Source organism: Stenotrophomonas sp. LST15-1-1.1, from assembly GCF_040815575.1.
In the GTDB taxonomy this organism is placed as follows: Bacteria; Pseudomonadota; Gammaproteobacteria; order Xanthomonadales; family Xanthomonadaceae; genus Stenotrophomonas; species Stenotrophomonas lactitubi_B.
The window spans coordinates 1-16449 of sequence record NZ_JBFPNJ010000012.1; the positions used below are offsets into that span (position 1 = coordinate 1).

12 protein-coding genes are annotated in these 16449 nt (G+C 65.6%); 6 read left to right on the plus strand and 6 right to left on the minus strand.

The features are described from left to right. Positions 1–745: 745 nt before the first annotated feature. The 6 genes from MRBLST15_RS07595 (at position 746) to MRBLST15_RS07620 (ending at position 9302) form a co-directional block, all read left to right on the plus strand. Complete coding sequence (locus MRBLST15_RS07595) at positions 746–2143, plus strand: JmjC domain-containing protein (protein ID WP_367785613.1); 1398 nt, start codon at positions 746–748, stop codon at positions 2141–2143. A gap of 3 nt (positions 2144–2146) precedes the next feature. After that, a complete protein-coding gene (locus tag MRBLST15_RS07600; protein ID WP_367785614.1) occupies positions 2147–3049 on the plus strand; it encodes a GNAT family N-acetyltransferase in 903 nt (300 codons plus the stop codon). Between the two features lie 186 nt (positions 3050–3235). Beyond that, positions 3236–6067 carry a 2-oxoglutarate dehydrogenase E1 component gene (locus MRBLST15_RS07605; RefSeq protein WP_265952248.1) on the plus strand — a complete coding sequence of 944 codons (2832 nt, stop codon included), beginning with the start codon at positions 3236–3238 and terminating at the stop codon, positions 6065–6067. A 39-nt stretch (positions 6068–6106) separates the two neighbouring features. Next, complete coding sequence (sucB, locus tag MRBLST15_RS07610) at positions 6107–7288, plus strand: dihydrolipoyllysine-residue succinyltransferase (protein WP_367785615.1); 1182 nt, start codon at positions 6107–6109, stop codon at positions 7286–7288. 63 nt (positions 7289–7351) lie between these two features. Continuing rightward, positions 7352–8788 carry a dihydrolipoyl dehydrogenase gene (lpdA, locus tag MRBLST15_RS07615; protein WP_367785616.1) on the plus strand — a complete coding sequence of 479 codons (1437 nt, stop codon included), beginning with the start codon at positions 7352–7354 and terminating at the stop codon, positions 8786–8788. A gap of 277 nt (positions 8789–9065) precedes the next feature. After that, entirely contained in the window at positions 9066–9302 is a 237-nt protein-coding gene (locus MRBLST15_RS07620) for a hypothetical protein (protein WP_265952250.1), read from the plus strand. Positions 9303–9364: 62 nt separating this feature from the next. Here the strand turns inward: MRBLST15_RS07620 and MRBLST15_RS07625 are convergent, their stop codons facing one another. From MRBLST15_RS07625 to MRBLST15_RS07650, 6 genes are all read right to left on the minus strand, one after another. Continuing rightward, positions 9365–9625, minus strand: a complete 261-nt coding sequence (locus MRBLST15_RS07625) for a hypothetical protein (protein ID WP_367785617.1) — start codon at positions 9623–9625, stop codon at positions 9365–9367. Further along, complete coding sequence (locus MRBLST15_RS07630; protein WP_251475500.1) at positions 9622–9840, minus strand: hypothetical protein; 219 nt, start codon at positions 9838–9840, stop codon at positions 9622–9624. Before MRBLST15_RS07630 ends, MRBLST15_RS07625 begins: the two co-directional genes overlap by 4 nt. A 203-nt stretch (positions 9841–10043) precedes the next feature. Next, positions 10044–11636: an alkaline phosphatase D family protein gene (locus MRBLST15_RS07635; RefSeq protein WP_367785618.1), complete on the minus strand. Its 1593-nt coding sequence runs from the start codon at positions 11634–11636 to the stop codon at positions 10044–10046. Further along, a complete protein-coding gene (locus tag MRBLST15_RS07640) occupies positions 11636–13879 on the minus strand; it encodes a TonB-dependent receptor (RefSeq protein WP_265952254.1) in 2244 nt (747 codons plus the stop codon). Before MRBLST15_RS07640 ends, MRBLST15_RS07635 begins: the two co-directional genes overlap by 1 nt. Positions 13880–14080: 201 nt before the next feature. Next, positions 14081–15511 carry a replicative DNA helicase gene (locus MRBLST15_RS07645; protein WP_099821134.1) on the minus strand — a complete coding sequence of 477 codons (1431 nt, stop codon included), beginning with the start codon at positions 15509–15511 and terminating at the stop codon, positions 14081–14083. Between the two features lie 334 nt (positions 15512–15845). Then, the gene (locus tag MRBLST15_RS07650) at positions 15846–16406 is read right to left on the minus strand and encodes an NADPH-dependent FMN reductase (RefSeq protein ID WP_099821135.1); all 561 of its coding nucleotides are present in this window, start codon (positions 16404–16406) and stop codon (positions 15846–15848) included. Between the last annotated feature and the right edge of the window lie 43 nt (positions 16407–16449).

Here is a 16449-nt window from a genome sequence, read left to right on the forward strand (position 1 = left end):
CCCTCTACAACGACAAGGCGAACCGCCTCGTCCCTCATGCCCTGAGTGATCTGTTTTGCCATGGGTCTACCTCGATGCTCGAAATTGATCCTATCGAGTGTCCAAGTTCATTAGACCACCGCAACCCGTCCATGGGGGCTCGATGGCGCCATCCATGGCGCCAACGGTCCCGCTGGCCCATCCCGCCCCACCTCTGACAGTTGTCCGGTGACGGATCGAAGAGCATTGGGTTGTCGGGACGGAATTTGAAAGAGGGACGCGGCTTCGCCGCGTCCCTCTTTGGTTTTGGTTTTTGGGGTCTTTGTAGAGCCGAGCCCATGCTCGGCTGCTTGTTCCAACAGCAAGCCGAGCGTGGGCTCGGCTCTACAGATGCGCGAGCCAGCGCAGCGCGCGACCCGCTCTTGCCTTTGATTTTCTTCTTTCCATTCCGTGGCGGGCCACGCAGGAATCTGTCAGGCGCCGGGCGGGTGGGCTGCGCGGGGGTGTCCGCGGCATGGATGCCGCGGCCAAGCTTACAAGGACGTACTTGCAGCGTCCCCCGCGCAGCCCACCCGCCCGGCCAAGCCCATGAAGCCGGTCGACTAACAGTCGACCCTACCAAGATGTCGCCACGAGGGGCTCAGCCGTTGGCCGGAACCCCGCGACAAACCACCACACGTGCGCAATCCCAACGAACGTCGGACAATGGAGGCCTTGGCGGCCCGCCACGCCGCCCCTCCCGCTTTCCGCTGCAAGGAACTCCCCCATGGCCGCCCGCAAGTCCACCTCCCCCCTGATCGAAGTCCACGCCCGTCGTGGCCAGCCGCTGGGCATGTCCCCAGCCGTGTTCCTGCGTGACTTCTGGCAGAAACGCCCGCTGTTGATCCGCAACGCGTTCGCCGACTTCGAGACCCCGGTACAGCCGGAAGACCTGGCCGGCCTGGCCTGCGAAGAGGGCGTGCTGGCCCGCCTGATCGAGCACGACAAGGCCCAGGACAGCTGGCGCGTGCGCAGCGGCCCGTTCCAGGAAGACATCTTCCCCGCCCTGCCCGACCACGACTGGACCCTGCTGGTGCAGGACGTGGACAAGTGGGACAAGGACGTGCGCGCCCTGATCGAACACTTCAGCTTCCTGCCGCGCTGGCGCATGGACGATGTGATGATCAGCTTCGCCGCCACCGGTGGCTCGGTCGGCGCCCATGTCGACCAGTACGACGTGTTCCTGCTGCAGGCCCACGGCCACCGCCGCTGGCAGATCGATGCCAGCGAATCGATCAAGGGCAAGCGCCCGCCGCTGGGCTTCCGTCCCGACGTGGAGCTGAAGCTGCTGCAGGTGTTCAAGCCCACCCACGACTGGGTGCTGGCGCCGGGCGACATGCTGTACCTGCCGCCGAACGTGCCGCATCACGGCGTCGCCGAAGACCCCTGCCTGACGTTCTCGTTCGGCATGCGCGCGCCGTCCTCGGCCGAGCTGATCAGTGACTATCTGGACACGTTGATCGCCGATGCCGACGAGAACATCCGCTATGAGGATGCCGATCTGAAGGCACCGGCCGACCCGAACGAGATCGACACCGTGGCGATGGCGCGGGTGATCACCGCGCTCAACGCCATCCGCATGAATGACCCGGACAAGCTGGGTGACTGGTTCGGCCGCTTCATCACCACCTACCGCGCCGCCGGCGAGGTGATGGCCCACCAGGCCGCGCCACCGCAGGAAGAAGTGATCGAAACCCTGCAATCGGGCCTGCTGCTGCAGCGCCACCCGTGGGCGCGCCTAGCCTGGCGCCGGGCCAAGCGTGGCGCCAGCCTGTATGTCAGCGGCCAGGATTTCGCGCTGCCGATCAAGGACGCGCAGCGCCTGGCCGGCGCAGAGCAGCTCGACGCCGCCGCCTACCGCGGCCTGTCCGACAAGGGCCGTGCGGTGGTCCAGCAACTGCTGGTCGGCGGTGTGTTCCAGCTGATCGATCCGAACGAGGTGTATGCCGACGAGGAGGAAGAGGTGCTGGGTGAAGTGATCGAGGGCCGCGAGCAGGTCGAGGTCATCGACGCTGACGCCATGTCCGATGACGTTCATCTGGTGACCGTGCACGACGACGGCATCGAAGTGATCGTCAACTTCGACGACCACGACGAAGACGACAGCACCCCCAGCCGCGGCTGAACCATGAGCCCCCTCCGGGTCCAGCAGGTACGCCATGCCGAGGCCCACGTCGCCATCCACGACGTGCGCCAACGGGTGTTCGTGCAGGAACAGGGCATCGACGCCGCCCTCGAGCGCGATGCCCTCGACCCGGTTTGCGCCCACGTGCTTGCACTGGATGCCGACGGGCAGCCGGTCGGCACCGGGCGGCTGGCGCCGGACGGTCGCATCGGCCGCATGGCGGTGCTGGCTGCGTATCGCGGCCACGGCGTTGGCGAGGCCCTGCTTGAGGCGCTGGTTCATGCCGGGCGCCAGCTCGGCCTGGCCGAGCTGCACCTGCACGCGCAGCTGCCGGCCCGCGACTTCTACGCCCGCCAGGGCTTCCTGCCGGAAGGCCCGGAATTCGAAGAAGCCGGCATCGGCCACCAGCAGATGCGGCGCCGGCTGCAGACCACATCGGCCATCGACAGTCGCGCCGAAGCGGTGGCGATCACCACGGCGATCATCCACCGCGCCCGCCGTCGGCTGTGGCTGCACAGCCGACAGCTGCACCCCGGCCTGCTGGATGCACCACCGGTGCAGGCGGCCCTGCGCCGCTTCGTCACCGCCCGCCACGACAAGCAGTTGCGGGTGATCGTGCATGACGCGGCCGCCATCGCCAGCGCCGGCGCGCCGTTGCTGGCATTGTTCCAGCGCCTTCCCAGCGTGATCCAGTTCCGCGAGGTGGTCGATCCGATCGATCGCGCCCTGGCATCGGCCTGCCTGCTCAACGATGCAGGCGACTTCTACTTTCGTCTCATCGGTCATCGCCTCGACGGCGAATCGGCAATCGCGCTGCCGGCACGTTCGCAGCCGTTCGAGCAGCAATTGCAGCGTGTCTGGGACCGTTCGCGCGAATGCAGCGAATTGCGCGCACTCGGCATCTGACCGCGGCCGGTGCGCTCAACCTGTCTGGGACCGACACCAGGGGACGCCCGATGCCCTCGTCGCTGCCCCTTCGTGTCCGGATGGGGGTACAATTTGGCCGTTTGAACGCGCCCGTGCATGGCTATTCATCTTCGTGCCGGGTCCTTCTGAAGCCATACCCCACAAAGCGAATCAGCACCCTCCATCGTGGACAATCAACTGAAGCAGTTTGCGCAATCTTCGCAACTCGCCGGCGGCAACGCCTCCTATGTCGAGGACCTGTACGAGCAGTACCTGGTCTCCCCGGATAGTGTCGATCCCAAATGGAAAACCTACTTCGACGGCTTCAAGGGCCGCGAAGCGGGCGACATTCCGCACTCGGCCGTCATTTCCCACATCGCGGACGCGGCCAAGGATGCGCTGAAAGCAGGCACCGGCACCGGTGCAGGCGATGAGCGCGAGCGCAATGTCGGTCGCCTGATCACCGCCTACCGTTCGCGTGGTCATCTGGACGCCCGCCTGGACCCGCTGGGCCTGGCAGCTCCGGTCAACACCCCGGACCTCGGCCTGCCCTTCCACAACCTGTCCGATGGTGACCTCAACAGCGAGTTCAGCACCGGCGGCGTGGGTGGCCAGCCGCGCATGAAGCTGCGTGACCTGCTGGCGCGCCTGAAGGCGACCTACACCGGTTCGATCGGTGCGGAGTTCATGCACATCTCCGAGGTCGAGCAGCGCCAGTGGATCTACAAGAAGCTGGAACTGGCCGGTGGCAACTACCAGCTGGACGCTGACACCCAGCGCCGCACGCTGGAGCGCCTGACCGCCGCCGAGGGCCTCGAACGCTACCTGCACACCAAGTACGTCGGCCAGAAGCGCTTCTCGCTGGAAGGCGGCGACTCGCTGATCCCGATGATGGACACCATCATCCGCAGCGCCGGCAAGGATGGCGTCAAGGACGTGGTGGTGGGCATGGCCCACCGTGGCCGCCTGAACGTGCTGGTCAACACCCTCGGCAAGAACCCGCGCAAGCTGTTCGACGAATTCGAAGGCAAGTTCGAGCACGACGAGCACGCCTCGGCCGGCGACGTGAAGTACCACATGGGCTTCTCCGCCGACGTGGCCACCGAAGGTGGCCCGGTCCACCTGGCGCTGGCGTTCAACCCGTCGCACCTGGAAATCGCTGACCCGGTGGTTGCCGGCTCCGTGCGTTCGCGCCAGGAACGCCGCAAGGACACCGCGCGCAAGCAGGTGATGCCGATCCTGATCCACGGCGACGCGGCCTTCTCCGGCCAGGGCGTGGTCATGGAGCTGTTCCAGATGTCGCAGGCCCGCGGCTTCGCCGTTGGCGGCACCGTGCACATCGTGGTCAACAACCAGGTTGGCTTCACCACCTCCAATCCGCTGGATACGCGCTCCACGCGCTATGCCACCGACGTGGCGAAGATGATCGCTGCCCCGGTGCTGCACGTGAACGGCGATGATCCGGAAGCAGTGGTGTTCGCCGCGCAGCTGGCCTTCGAGTTCCGCCAGAAGTTCGCCAAGGACGTGGTCATCGACCTGATGTGCTACCGCCGTTGGGGCCACAACGAGGCCGACGAGCCGGCGATCACCCAGCCGCTGATGTACCAGGTGATCCGCAAGCACGCCACCACTCGCGAGATGTACGCCGAGCAGCTGGAAAAGGCGGGCGTGATCGCCGCCGGCGCCGGCAAGGCGATGGTCGATGCGTACCGCGAGAAGCTCGATGCCGGTGAAGTGACCACCGAGCTGGCCAAGGTCGAGAAGACCCCGCCGACCAGCCCGCTGTTCGTTGATTGGCCCAAGCTGCTGGAAGGCAAGCTGTCCGACCCGGTGTCGACGAAGGTCGACAAGGACAAGCTGGTCGCGCTGGCCAAGCTGATCAACACCGTGCCCGAAGAAGTGCAGCTGCACTCGCGCGTGTCCAAGGTGTACGACGACCGCCGCAAGATGGCTGCCGGCGAGATCCCGGGCGACTGGGGCTTTGCCGAGAACCTGGCTTACGCCACCCTGCTGGACGAAGGCAGTGCCCTGCGCCTGGTCGGCCAGGACGTCGGCCGCGGTACGTTCACCCACCGCCACGCGATCCTGCACGACCAGAAGACCGACAACTACTACCTGCCGCTGCGGCAGCTGGTGGATTCGCCGGAGAAGGCCACCATCATCGATTCGCTGCTCAGCGAAGAAGCCGTGATGGCCTACGAGTACGGTTTCTCGACCACCGATCCGAACACCCTGTGCATCTGGGAAGGCCAGTTCGGCGACTTCGCCAACGGCGCCCAGGTGGTGATCGATCAGTTCATCGCCGCCGGTGAAGCAAAGTGGGGCCGTATTTCCGGCCTGACCCTGCTGCTGCCGCACGGTTATGAAGGTCAGGGTCCGGAACACAGCTCGGCGCGCCTGGAGCGCTTCCTGCAGCTGTGCGCGCTGGAGAACATGCTGGTGGTGGTGCCGTCGACCCCGGCGCAGGCCTTCCACATGCTGCGTCGCCAGCAGCACCTGACCACCCGCAAGCCGCTGGTGGTGATGTCGCCCAAGTCGCTGCTGCGCCACAAGCTGGCCGTGTCGACCCTGGACGAGCTGGCCAATGGCGAGTTCCAGCACCTGATCGGCGATGCCAATGCAGATGCCAAGAAGGTCAAGCGCGTGGTGCTGTGCTCGGGCAAGGTCTACTACGACCTGCTGGAAGACCAGACCAAGCGTGGCCAGGACGACGTGGCGATCATCCGCGTGGAGCAGCTGTACCCGTTCCCGCGTGCGCTGCTGGCTGCCGAACTGAAGAAGTACGGCAAGGCCGCCGACGTGGTGTGGACGCAGGAAGAACCGCAGAACCAGGGCGCGTGGTACCAGATCCGCCACCACCTGCAGTTCTGCCTGGCCGATGGCCAGAGCCTGCACTACGCCGGTCGCGCACGTTCGGCTTCGCCGGCTGCCGGTCACATGGCTGACCACGTCCGCGAACAGCAGCAGCTGGTCGCCGATGCACTGGTCAACCCGTTCAACGACTCGTTCGCTGAATAACTCTCCCCCTATTTAGAAGACAAACCAGGAAGCTCCCGCATGGCCACCGAAGTCAAAGCCCCGGTACTGCCCGAATCCGTCGCCGACGGCACCATCGCCACCTGGCACAAGAAGGTGGGCGACGCCGTCAAGCGCGACGAAAACCTGCTTGACCTGGAAACCGACAAGGTCGTCCTGGAAGTGCCGTCGCCGGTCGATGGCGTGATCAAGGAAATCAAGTTCAAGGAAGGCGACACCGTCACTTCCAGCCAGGTCGTGGCGATCATCGAAGAAGGCGCCGTGGCCGCTGCCCCGGCACCGGCTGCCGAAGAGAAGAAGGCTGAAGCCGCCCCGGCCGCCGCTGCGCCGGCCCCGGCTGCCAAGTCGGCTGCCGACGCACTGCCGCCGGGCGCCCGTTTCAGCGCCATCACCGAAGGCGTGAATCCGGCCGACGTCGATGGCACCGGCCGTCGTGGCGCCGTCACCAAGGAAGACATCGTCAACTTCGCCCGCAACGGCGGCGCCGGCAAGGCCGGTGGCGCACGTCCGGAAGAACGCGTGCCGATGACCCGCATCCGCAAGCGCATCGCCGAGCGCCTGATGGAGTCGAAGAACTCCACCGCCATGCTGACCACCTTCAACGAAGTCGACCTGTCCAAGGTGTCGGCGGCGCGCAAGGAACTGCAGGACGAGTTCGTCAAGGCACACGGCATCAAGCTCGGCTTCATGAGCTTCTTCGTGAAGGCCGCCGCCAACGCACTGCAGCGCTTCCCGCTGGTCAATGCCTCGATCGACGGCGACGACATCATCTACCACGGCTACTCGGACATCTCGATCGCCGTGTCGACCGAGAAGGGCCTGGTCACGCCGGTGCTGCGCAACGTCGAGCGCATGTCGTTCGCCGACATCGAAAAGACCATCGCCGACTACGCCAAGAAGGCCCGTGACGGCAAGCTGAGCCTGGAAGAACTGCAGGGCGGCACCTTCACCGTGACCAACGGCGGCACCTTCGGTTCGCTGCTGTCGACCCCGATCATCAACCCGCCGCAGAGCGCCATCCTCGGCATGCACGCCATCAAGGAGCGCCCGATCGCCCAGAACGGCCAGGTCGTGATCGCGCCGATGATGTACCTGGCGCTGTCCTACGATCACCGCATCATCGACGGCAAGGACTCGGTGCAGTTCCTGGTGGACATCAAGAACCAGCTGGAAAACCCGGGCCGCATGCTGTTCGGCCTGTAAGAGACCTCCCGCCCCTCCGCGCCTGCGCGGAGGGGTTCTGGTAATGCAACAAGGACTATTTCAATGGCTGAACAATTCGACGTCGTCGTCATCGGTGCCGGCCCGGCCGGTTACCACGCTGCCATCCGCGCGGCACAGCTTGGCCTGAAGACCGCCTGCATCGACGCAGCGCTGGGCAAGGACGGCAAGCCGGCCCTGGGTGGCACCTGCCTGCGCGTGGGCTGCATCCCGTCCAAGGCGCTGCTGGATTCCTCGCGCCAGTTCTGGAACATGGGCCACATCTTTGGCGACCACGGCATCAGCTTCAAGGATGCCAAGATGGACGTCGAAGCGATGGTTGGCCGCAAGGACAAGATCGTCAAGCAGTTCACCGGCGGCATCGCCATGCTGTTCAAGGCCAACAAGGTCGCCGCCTATTACGGCTTCGGCGAACTGCAGCCGGGCAACGTGGTCAAGGTCACCCAGCATGACGGTTCGGTCGTCGAGCTGAAGGGCACCAACGTCATCATCGCCGCCGGTTCGGATTCGATCGAACTGCCGTTCGCCAAGTTCGACGGCGAGACCATCGTCGACAACGTCGGCGGCCTGGACTTCACCGAAGTGCCGGCACGCCTGGCCGTGATCGGCGCCGGCGTGATCGGCCTGGAACTGGGCAGCGTGTGGAAGCGCCTGGGTTCGGAAGTGACCATCCTGGAAGCGCTGCCGGACTTCCTGGCGGCGGCCGATACCGAAGTGGCCAAGACCGCCGCCAAGGAATTCAAGAAGCAGGGCCTGGACATCCGCCTGGGTGCCAAGGTCTCCAAGGCCGAAGTGACCGGCAAGGGCAAGAAGAAGGAAGTCGCCCTGACCTACACCGACGCCGAAGGCGAGAAGTCGCTGGTGGTGGACAAGCTGCTGGTGGCCGTCGGCCGTCGCGCCGCCACCAAGGGCCTGCTGGCCGAAGGTACCGGCGTCAAGATCAACGAGCGTGGCCAGATCGAAGTCGACGCGCACTGCCACACCGGCGTCAACGGCGTCTGGGCGGTGGGTGACTGCGTGCGCGGCCCGATGCTGGCACACAAGGGCTTCGAGGAAGGCATCGCGGTTGCCGAGCTGATCGCCGGCCTGCCGGGCCACGTCAACTTCGACACCATTCCGTGGGTCATCTACACCGAGCCGGAGCTGGCCTGGGTCGGCAAGACCGAGCAGCAGCTGAAGGCCGAGGGCATTCCGTACAAGGCCGGCAGCTTCCCGTTCGCCGCCAACGGCCGTGCCGTGGCGATGATCGAGCCGGCAGGCTTCGTGAAGGTTCTGGCCCACGCCGAAACCGATCGCATCCTGGGCATGCACCTGGTCGGCGCTAATGTGTCCGAGCTGGTGCACGAAGGCGTGCTGACCATGGAGTTCAGCGGTTCGGCCGACGACCTGGCGCGCATCTGCCACGCTCACCCGTCGCTGTCGGAAGTGGTGCACGACGCGGCAATGGCCGTGAGCAAGCGCGCGATCCACAAGACGAACTGATCCATCTGATGGTGCCGGCCGCTGGCCGGCATCCCCAGATGCTGAAAACCCCGCCTCGGCGGGGTTTTTTGTTGCACGATGACTGCGGAGCGAGGGCGGAGCCCATTGGCACTCGGCGCGTGGCAGGCAAGCGGTGTCACCCTCGCCCTCACACGGGCCTCGACCTCCAGTGCGGTAGGCTCACCCCTGAGGTCGCGTTGCATCGCCAAGCCACGGATGCGCGACAGGTGGTGCTCCCGCACCTGCTCGTGGGGCTGCTCAGACAGTGGAGATCTCCATGGAAAACGAACGAATCGAGACTCGCGGCGAAGATGGCAGAAGAGTGTTGGTGTTCAAGTTCTGGCCGCAGTTCGACGCAACGATTCTTCCCGGCACAGGCCTGGTCGAAGACGTGCCGAGGTATGCGCTGGCAAACGGCAATTCCGTAACCTTCAACGGCGTGGATTTCGAAATCGCCGCTACCGGCGAAGAGCTGGTCCGGTCGTTGGCCATCGGCCGACCGCCCTCGGGCTGAATCATGCGTCGTCCGGGTCCTGTCGTGTGCCGGGACTGCCTGCACCCATCGCGGGTCGCGCATCAATGCTGCGGCGGTGCAGTTTCCCGGTCCGTAGCGTCCGGCTTCGGCGGATCGTCACAGATACGGTGCTGGGCGATCACCTCACCCACCTTCCACTCCTTCACCACCCGGCAGCTTTCCTTCCCGGCATCCTTGTCGGTCGCCTTGGCTTCCGCTTTGACGGCAGGGTGCTGACGCTCAAGGTAGGCCGATGGCGGTTCCTTGGCCAAGGCCGGCGCCGCCATCAGCAGCGCCAGCGTCGCGATGGCAAGCGACCTCATGCTGTCACCCCGCTGCGGCCACCGCCCAGCAGGCGTGCGGGCAGCATGAACAGCGCGCGCAGGAACGCGAACAGTGCCGAGAAGGTGATGCCGACCAGGCGGAACGGCAGGCTCAGCAGCCATACGAACGGCCAGGCGATCAAGGCGAGGATCGCCAACGGCCAGCACAGCACGAACAGCAGGCACCACACACCGAGCGCGAACAAGGTCTTCATCACAGGCTCCCTCGGCGGCACCCCGCCGCCTGTCGTCACCTTGGCGCCCTGCCCCGGCCCGGGCAAACGGTTTGCGACGAAACCCGGCTGGGGGCGATGAAACCGATCCAGCGCCGTTGTAGCGCCGAGCCCATGCTCGGCTGTCGCGCGCAGCGCGGGTTTTCTGCAATCGCCGCGAAGAGCAGCCGAGCGTGGGCTCGGCTCTACAGTACCGGCACGGCCCCCGGGCGGCCGTGGCTCACCTGGAAGCGGGCGGCCGTGCGAACGTCCGCATCGCGCCGCAGCACGCTGTCGGCGAAGCGCAGTTCCGCGTGCACGGTCTGCCGGTTCAACTGCAGCTTCCACCAGCCACGCCGGTCGCCATCGAAATAACGGATGTGCGGATTCTGCGGAATCGACGGGCCGTAGTACGGGCCATACGGCGTGTCATCGCCACCGCTGCTGATTGCCGGGGCGATGAACTCGGTGGCGATCACCGGCGCGTCAGCGGCATCGAAATCCAGCTTCAGGTCATTGACGAACGTGGAGTGCCAGTCGCCCCCCAGTACGATGGCGTTGCCCTGCCCACCAGCCTGCATCGCCTGCAGCAGGCGCTTGCGGGCGGCCGGGTAGCCATCCCAGGCGTCGTTCCAGAAACGTTCGCGCGGCGTGCCGTGCTCCAACCGCAACTGCGCCATCAGCAGCTGCTGCACCACCACGTTCCAGCGCGTTCCCGCCGCAGCCGCCATCGACTGCGCGAACCAGGCCTCCTGCCCCACCCCGAGCATGCTCATGCGCGGGTCCAGCGCCGCCTCGCAGCGCGGCGACTCGCCGACGCCACAGGGACTGGCCGGACGGAACTGACGGCAATCCAGCAGCGTCAGCTGGGCCAGGTCGCCGTAGCGCAGGCGACGGTGCACGCGCAGGCCACCGTTGCCGGCCGGCGTGCTGCGCATCGGCAGGTGTTCGTAGAACGCGCGATACGCAGCGGCGCGGCGAACGATGAAGTCCTCGGTCGGTACGTCGCTCTTTTCCGGATGGATGCCGGAATAGTCGTTCTGCACTTCATGGTCGTCCCAGATCACCGCGAAGGCGTGTGCGGCGTGTGCGGCCTGCAGGTCCGGGTCGAGCTTGTACAGCGCGTACTGGTCGCGATAACGCTCCAGGCTGAGCGTTTCACCGCTGAAGCGCTGTGCATCCAGGGTGCCGCCACGCGCGTTCTGCAACGGGCTGTATTCGTACAGGTAGTCACCGGCATGCAGCACCAGATCGACATCGCTGCGGGCGATATCCGCCAGTACCGGATAGTAGCCGCTGTTCCAGGCCTGGCAGGTGCACAGCGCCAGCCGCAGCTGCTGCAGCTTCGCATCGGGCAGCGGCGCGGTGCGGAAATGCCCGATCGGACTCTCCTCGCCACCGTCGCAGGCGAATCGATAGTAGTAATCACGCCCCGGACGCAGGCCGGTCACTTCCACGTGCACCGAATGGGCCAGCTCCGGCACGGCCGCCGCCACGCCACGCTGCACCAGCCGACGCATCGCCGGGTCTTCGGCAATGAACCAGCGCACCGGGATCGCCCGCGACGGCATTCCACCGCCGTTGAGGGGGTCCGGTGCAAGCCGCGTCCACAGCACCGCGCCCTGCGGATCCGGATCACCCGCGGCGATGCCGAGGGTGAACGGATCGCGCCCCAGTCGCGGCCGCGGACCGGTGGCGGCTACGCCAGGCATCGCCGCCAGTGCGATCGCCGCTCCGGCCCCCTGCCAGGCCAGGCGCAGCAGACGACGGCGGGTTTCCGGATCGGCGATGTGCTTCATCAGAAGCGCACGGTTGCGGTGGCCATCACCTGCCGCGGCGCACCGACCTGCATGGTCGCCAGGCTGCGGGTGGGATCAGCGGCGTAGGTACCGTTGGTGTTGATGGTTGCCAGATACTGCTTGTCGGCCAGGTTGGTCAGGTTCAGCGCCAGGGTCAGGTTCTGCGCCGGGCCGAGCTTGCCCATGTCATAGGCCACCGACGCATTGATCAGCCAGTAGCTCGGCACGGAGACGTCATTGGTGTAGGTCACGTAGCGCTTGCCGACGTGGTTGGCGGCCAGGCGAAGGTCCCACGGACCCGGCGTCCACGCCAGGGTGCTGGCGAACATCCATTCCGGCGTGTCGACCGTCTTCTTGCCGCGGGTCGGCACCACGCCGTTGTTGACGTAGTCGTTGTCGTAGCTGCTGTCATTCCACGACAGCGCATTGGACCAGACCAGGTCCTGCATCGGCTTCAGCTGCAGGGTCGCCTCGGCACCGCGGCTGGTGACTGAACCCACGTTGGAATACAGCGCCGGGCACCCCAGGATGCCCACGCACTGGGCGATGGCCAGCAGGCGATTGTCGAACTTGACGTCGTAGACCGCGACCGAGGCTTCATAGCCTTGGCCGTAGCCACGCCAGCCCAGTTCGATGGTGCGCGACTGTTCCGGCTTCAGGTCCTTGGCGCTGGCATCGAACGCCACCTGCGGGACATTGAATGGACTGCCCACGCCCAGCGCATAGGCCGCGATGTTCTTCGCATACGAACCGAAGATTTCATTGCGCTCGTCCAGCTTGAAGTTGAAACCGGCCTGCGGCAGCAGCCCCTTCTTCGCGGTCAGGCTGCTGTTGCTGGCATAGCTGCCCAGTGGCGTGCGCACACTGGTGCGGGTGTTGGGCGACTTGGCGCCGACGTCGATGGTGAGGCGGTCATCGAACAGGCGGAAGCGGTCCTGCACGTAGAACTGGCGGGTGATGGTGGTGTAGCGCTGGTGCCACACGCGCTGGTCCGGATTGCGCAGGAAGAAGTCGTCGGTGATCGGCCCATCGATGTAGTAGAAGTTGCGCTGCACGCTGTGGCCGTTGTCTTCGTACCAGAGGCCCGCTTCCAGCTCATGGCCGGCCACATTCCAGGTGAACGCCGAGGTCACGCCGGTGCGGTCGATCGCATATTCGGTGGTGCGGATCGAGATCGGAATCTCGCGGCTGGTGCCCGGGTTGGACGGATTGGACGGGCTGAACCAGTGGCCCTGGCCGCGATTGCTGTGGTTGTAGACGTTGACCTTCAGGCGCATCGTCTCGTTGAGGCCGAAGTCACCGGCGATGCTGGAGACATCATCGTTGCGCAGCCCATGGCCCGAGTAGTACGCATCCCACGGGCTGTTGACGCCGCCGCTGTACTGGCCACGCGCAGCGGCCAGGGCACGGTTCCAGTCCGGTGCATAGTTGTCCCAGTTCCAGCCCAGCCGATCGATCATCTCCAGCGACAGGTCCTGGTAATCGGCTTCAACCCGGCGCGAGGCGTTGAACAGCGCGGTGATGCGGCTGTCGACGCCGAAGTTGTAGGTCGCCTTGCCGTTGAACTGCTTGAGTTCGTGCGAGCCCTTGCCCTTCCACTTGTCGCTCTCCGAGTACGCACCGGACAGGTAGGCGGCGAAGCCCTGGTGTTCGCCGGTTTCCAGGCGGGCATAGCTGCGGCGTGCGCTGTCACTGCCCAGGCTCTGCGCCAGCACGACACCGTATTCGGTGGAGGGATCGATCGAATAGAACTGGAACACGCCACCCAGGTTGCTGGTCGACGGCGTACCGAGCGCGCCGATGCCGGTGGAGACCTCGGCACCGCCCAGGTTCTCGCTGATCACCGCGCGGCTGATGTGCAGGCCGTTGCTGTTGCCATAACTCATGTTGCCCAGCGGGATGCCATCGAGCGTGTAGCCCAGGCGGTTCTGGTTGAAGCCGCGCAGGCTGATGCTGGTGGACCACTCGTAGGCACCGGTGGCATCGGCCGATTCGAAATGCACACCCGGCTTGCTGGCCAGGAGCTTCAGCGGGTTGGCGCCGGGTGGCAGCACCTTCATGTCCTCGGCCGTCACGCGCTGGACCTGGCGTGCCTCGCCGCGGCCGATCACCGAGACCGAATCCAGGGTGGTGGCCGACTGTGCGTCGACGGCAGGAGCGGTTTCAGCGGCGGCCAGCGAAGGCAGTGAGGCACAGACCAGCAGGGCCAGCAGATTGCGGCGAAGCGGAGCATGGCAAGACATGGGGATTCCTTGGGCGCGCTGGACGCCGAAGGGCGGCGTCAAAAGAGCAGCAGCGGCGGAATCGTAGAAGCGTTGCGTTACATGTCATTTACACGCCACGTTCGGATTTTTGGCGATCCGGACGGAGAACATGAGGTCGCGGGCCCGAACGAAAAGAGCCGAGCGTGGGCTTGGCTCTCCAGGGCGCGCCGGAATCGTCGGTTATTCGAACGAACCGACCGAATCGTGGGCCAGGTTGTCGAAACGGGTGTACTCGCCGAAGAACTTCAGCTTGCACGAGCCGGTGGGGCCACCACGGTGCTTGCCGATGATGATCTCGGCCAGCCCCTTGTCCGGCGAATTTTCCTTGTTGTAGTAATCGTCGCGGTAGATGAAGACGATCATGTCCGCATCCTGCTCGATTGCGCCCGATTCGCGAAGGTCGGCCATCACCGGGCGCTTGTCGGTACGCGTTTCCAGCGAGCGGTTGAGCTGGGACAGCGCGATGACCGGCACGTGCAGTTCCTTGGCCAGGCCTTTCAGCGAACGCGAGATCTCGGAGATTTCGGTCGCGCGGTTCTCGCTGTTGCCCGGCACGCTCATCAGCTGCAGGTAGTCGATCACGATCAGGCCCAGGTCGTGCTCGCGCTTGAGGCGGCGGCACTTGGAACGCAGGATCTCCGGCGACACGCCCGGCGTATCGTCGATGAAGATCTTGGTTTCCTTCAGCATCTTGATCGCACCGGTCACCCGGCTCCAGTCCTCGTCCTCCAGCTGGCCGGTACGCAGGCGCTGCGCGTTGATGCGGCCATTGGAGGAGATCAGGCGCATCGCCAGCTGCGATGCAGACATTTCCATCGAGAACACCGCTACGCCCTTCTTCGACTTGATCGCCGCGTACTCGGCGATGTTCAGGGCGAAGGTGGTCTTGCCCATCGCAGGACGTGCGGCAAGGATGATCAGGTCGGTCGGCTGCAGGCCGGCGGTCATCGCATCGAAATCGGTGTAGCCGGTCGGCAGGCCGGTGATGTTGCCGCCATTCTCGAAGCGGTTGCGCAGCTCTTCGAACGCGTCCTTCAACGCGCCGGGCATGGCCACGAAGTCGGTACGGCCGCGCGCGCCCTGTTCGGCAATGGCGAACACGCTCTTTTCCGCAGCGGACAGCAGCTCGCTGCTGTCGCGGCCCTCGGGCTGGAAACCGTCGTTGACGATATCGGTGCCGACCTGGATCAGCTGCCGCAGCACCGCCTTGTCGCGCACGATCTCGGCATAGGCCACGATGTTGGCCGCCGACGGCGTGGTGCTGGCCAGTTCGATCAGATAGGCGCCATCACCCACCAGCTCCATCTTGCCCTGCGATTCGAACCACTCGCCCAAGGTCACTGCATCGAACGGACGCTCGCGCTCGGACAGCTCGCGGATCGCCCGGTAGATCATCTGGTGGTCGCGGCGGTAGAAGTCACCCTCGGTCAGCTGGTCGTTGACCCGGTCGTAGGCGTCCGGTGCCAGCATCAGGCCACCCAGCACCGCCTGTTCGGCTTCCACCGAGTGCGGCGGCACGCGCAACTGGTCGATACGCGATTCATCGCGATCGCGATCGAAGCCATCGCCGCGCTCTCTGCGGTTGGAACGGAAGCCGGAACGGGCGGACATGCTGCGGTGTTTCCTGCAAAAGGGGCCAGACCAGTGTAGGCATGCGCCGACCCCGGCGGCCATGGACAAATCTGTGGATAAGCCGTGGAAGAACGGGGGATATCCGCCTGAGCCTGTCCAGACTGGCGCGGGGGCGTCGCATTGCCTGCGACGGGCGTCGTTGCGACGCCCGCAGCGGAGCATTATCGCAGATCAGTCAGCCAGGGTCGGAGTTCCTGCCTGCCCACTCAGCTGGAAGTGGGGTCAGAGCCCGTCGCTGCGCGCCAGGATCCGACCCCGGGCGTGGCTGGGGTCGGATCCCTCTGCGGGGCAGAGGGCTCTGACCCCGGAGGTCTCAATCGCCCTTGGCATGTACCGCGATCAGCGCCAGGAACCGGTCCACATAGCCCTGCAGGAATTTCTGCGTGCCCTCATTGTGGATCGTGCCGTCGGCATCGATCAGGCCATCCTTGAAGTGGATGAACGCCTCGGGCTGGCCAAGCACGTGCATGTCCAGGAAGGCCAGGCTGTTGCGCAGGTGCTGCTGGGCCACCGCCGTGCCGATCTGGCCGATGGAGGCGCCGATCACCGCCGCTGGCTTGCCCGCGAAGGCACTGTCGCCGTAGGGGCGCGAGCCGATGTCGATCGCATTCTTCAGCACGCCCGGCACGGAACGGTTGTACTCGGGGGTAACGAACAGCACGGCGTCTGCGGCGCGCACCTGGTCTTTCAGGCGCGTGCCCTGCGCCGGGTAGCTGGCGTCGAAGTCCTGGTCATAGAGCGGCAGGTCGCCGATCTGCACGTACTGGAAGCGCGCCTTGTCGCCGGCCAGCTTCTCCAGCGCGTGGGCCAGCTTACGGTTGCACGACTCTTTGCGAAGGCTGCCGACGAAAACGGCAATGGTGGGGACGGACATCAGGACATACTCCTCACGGTGCGGGAGAGCCAGCCTAGCGGCC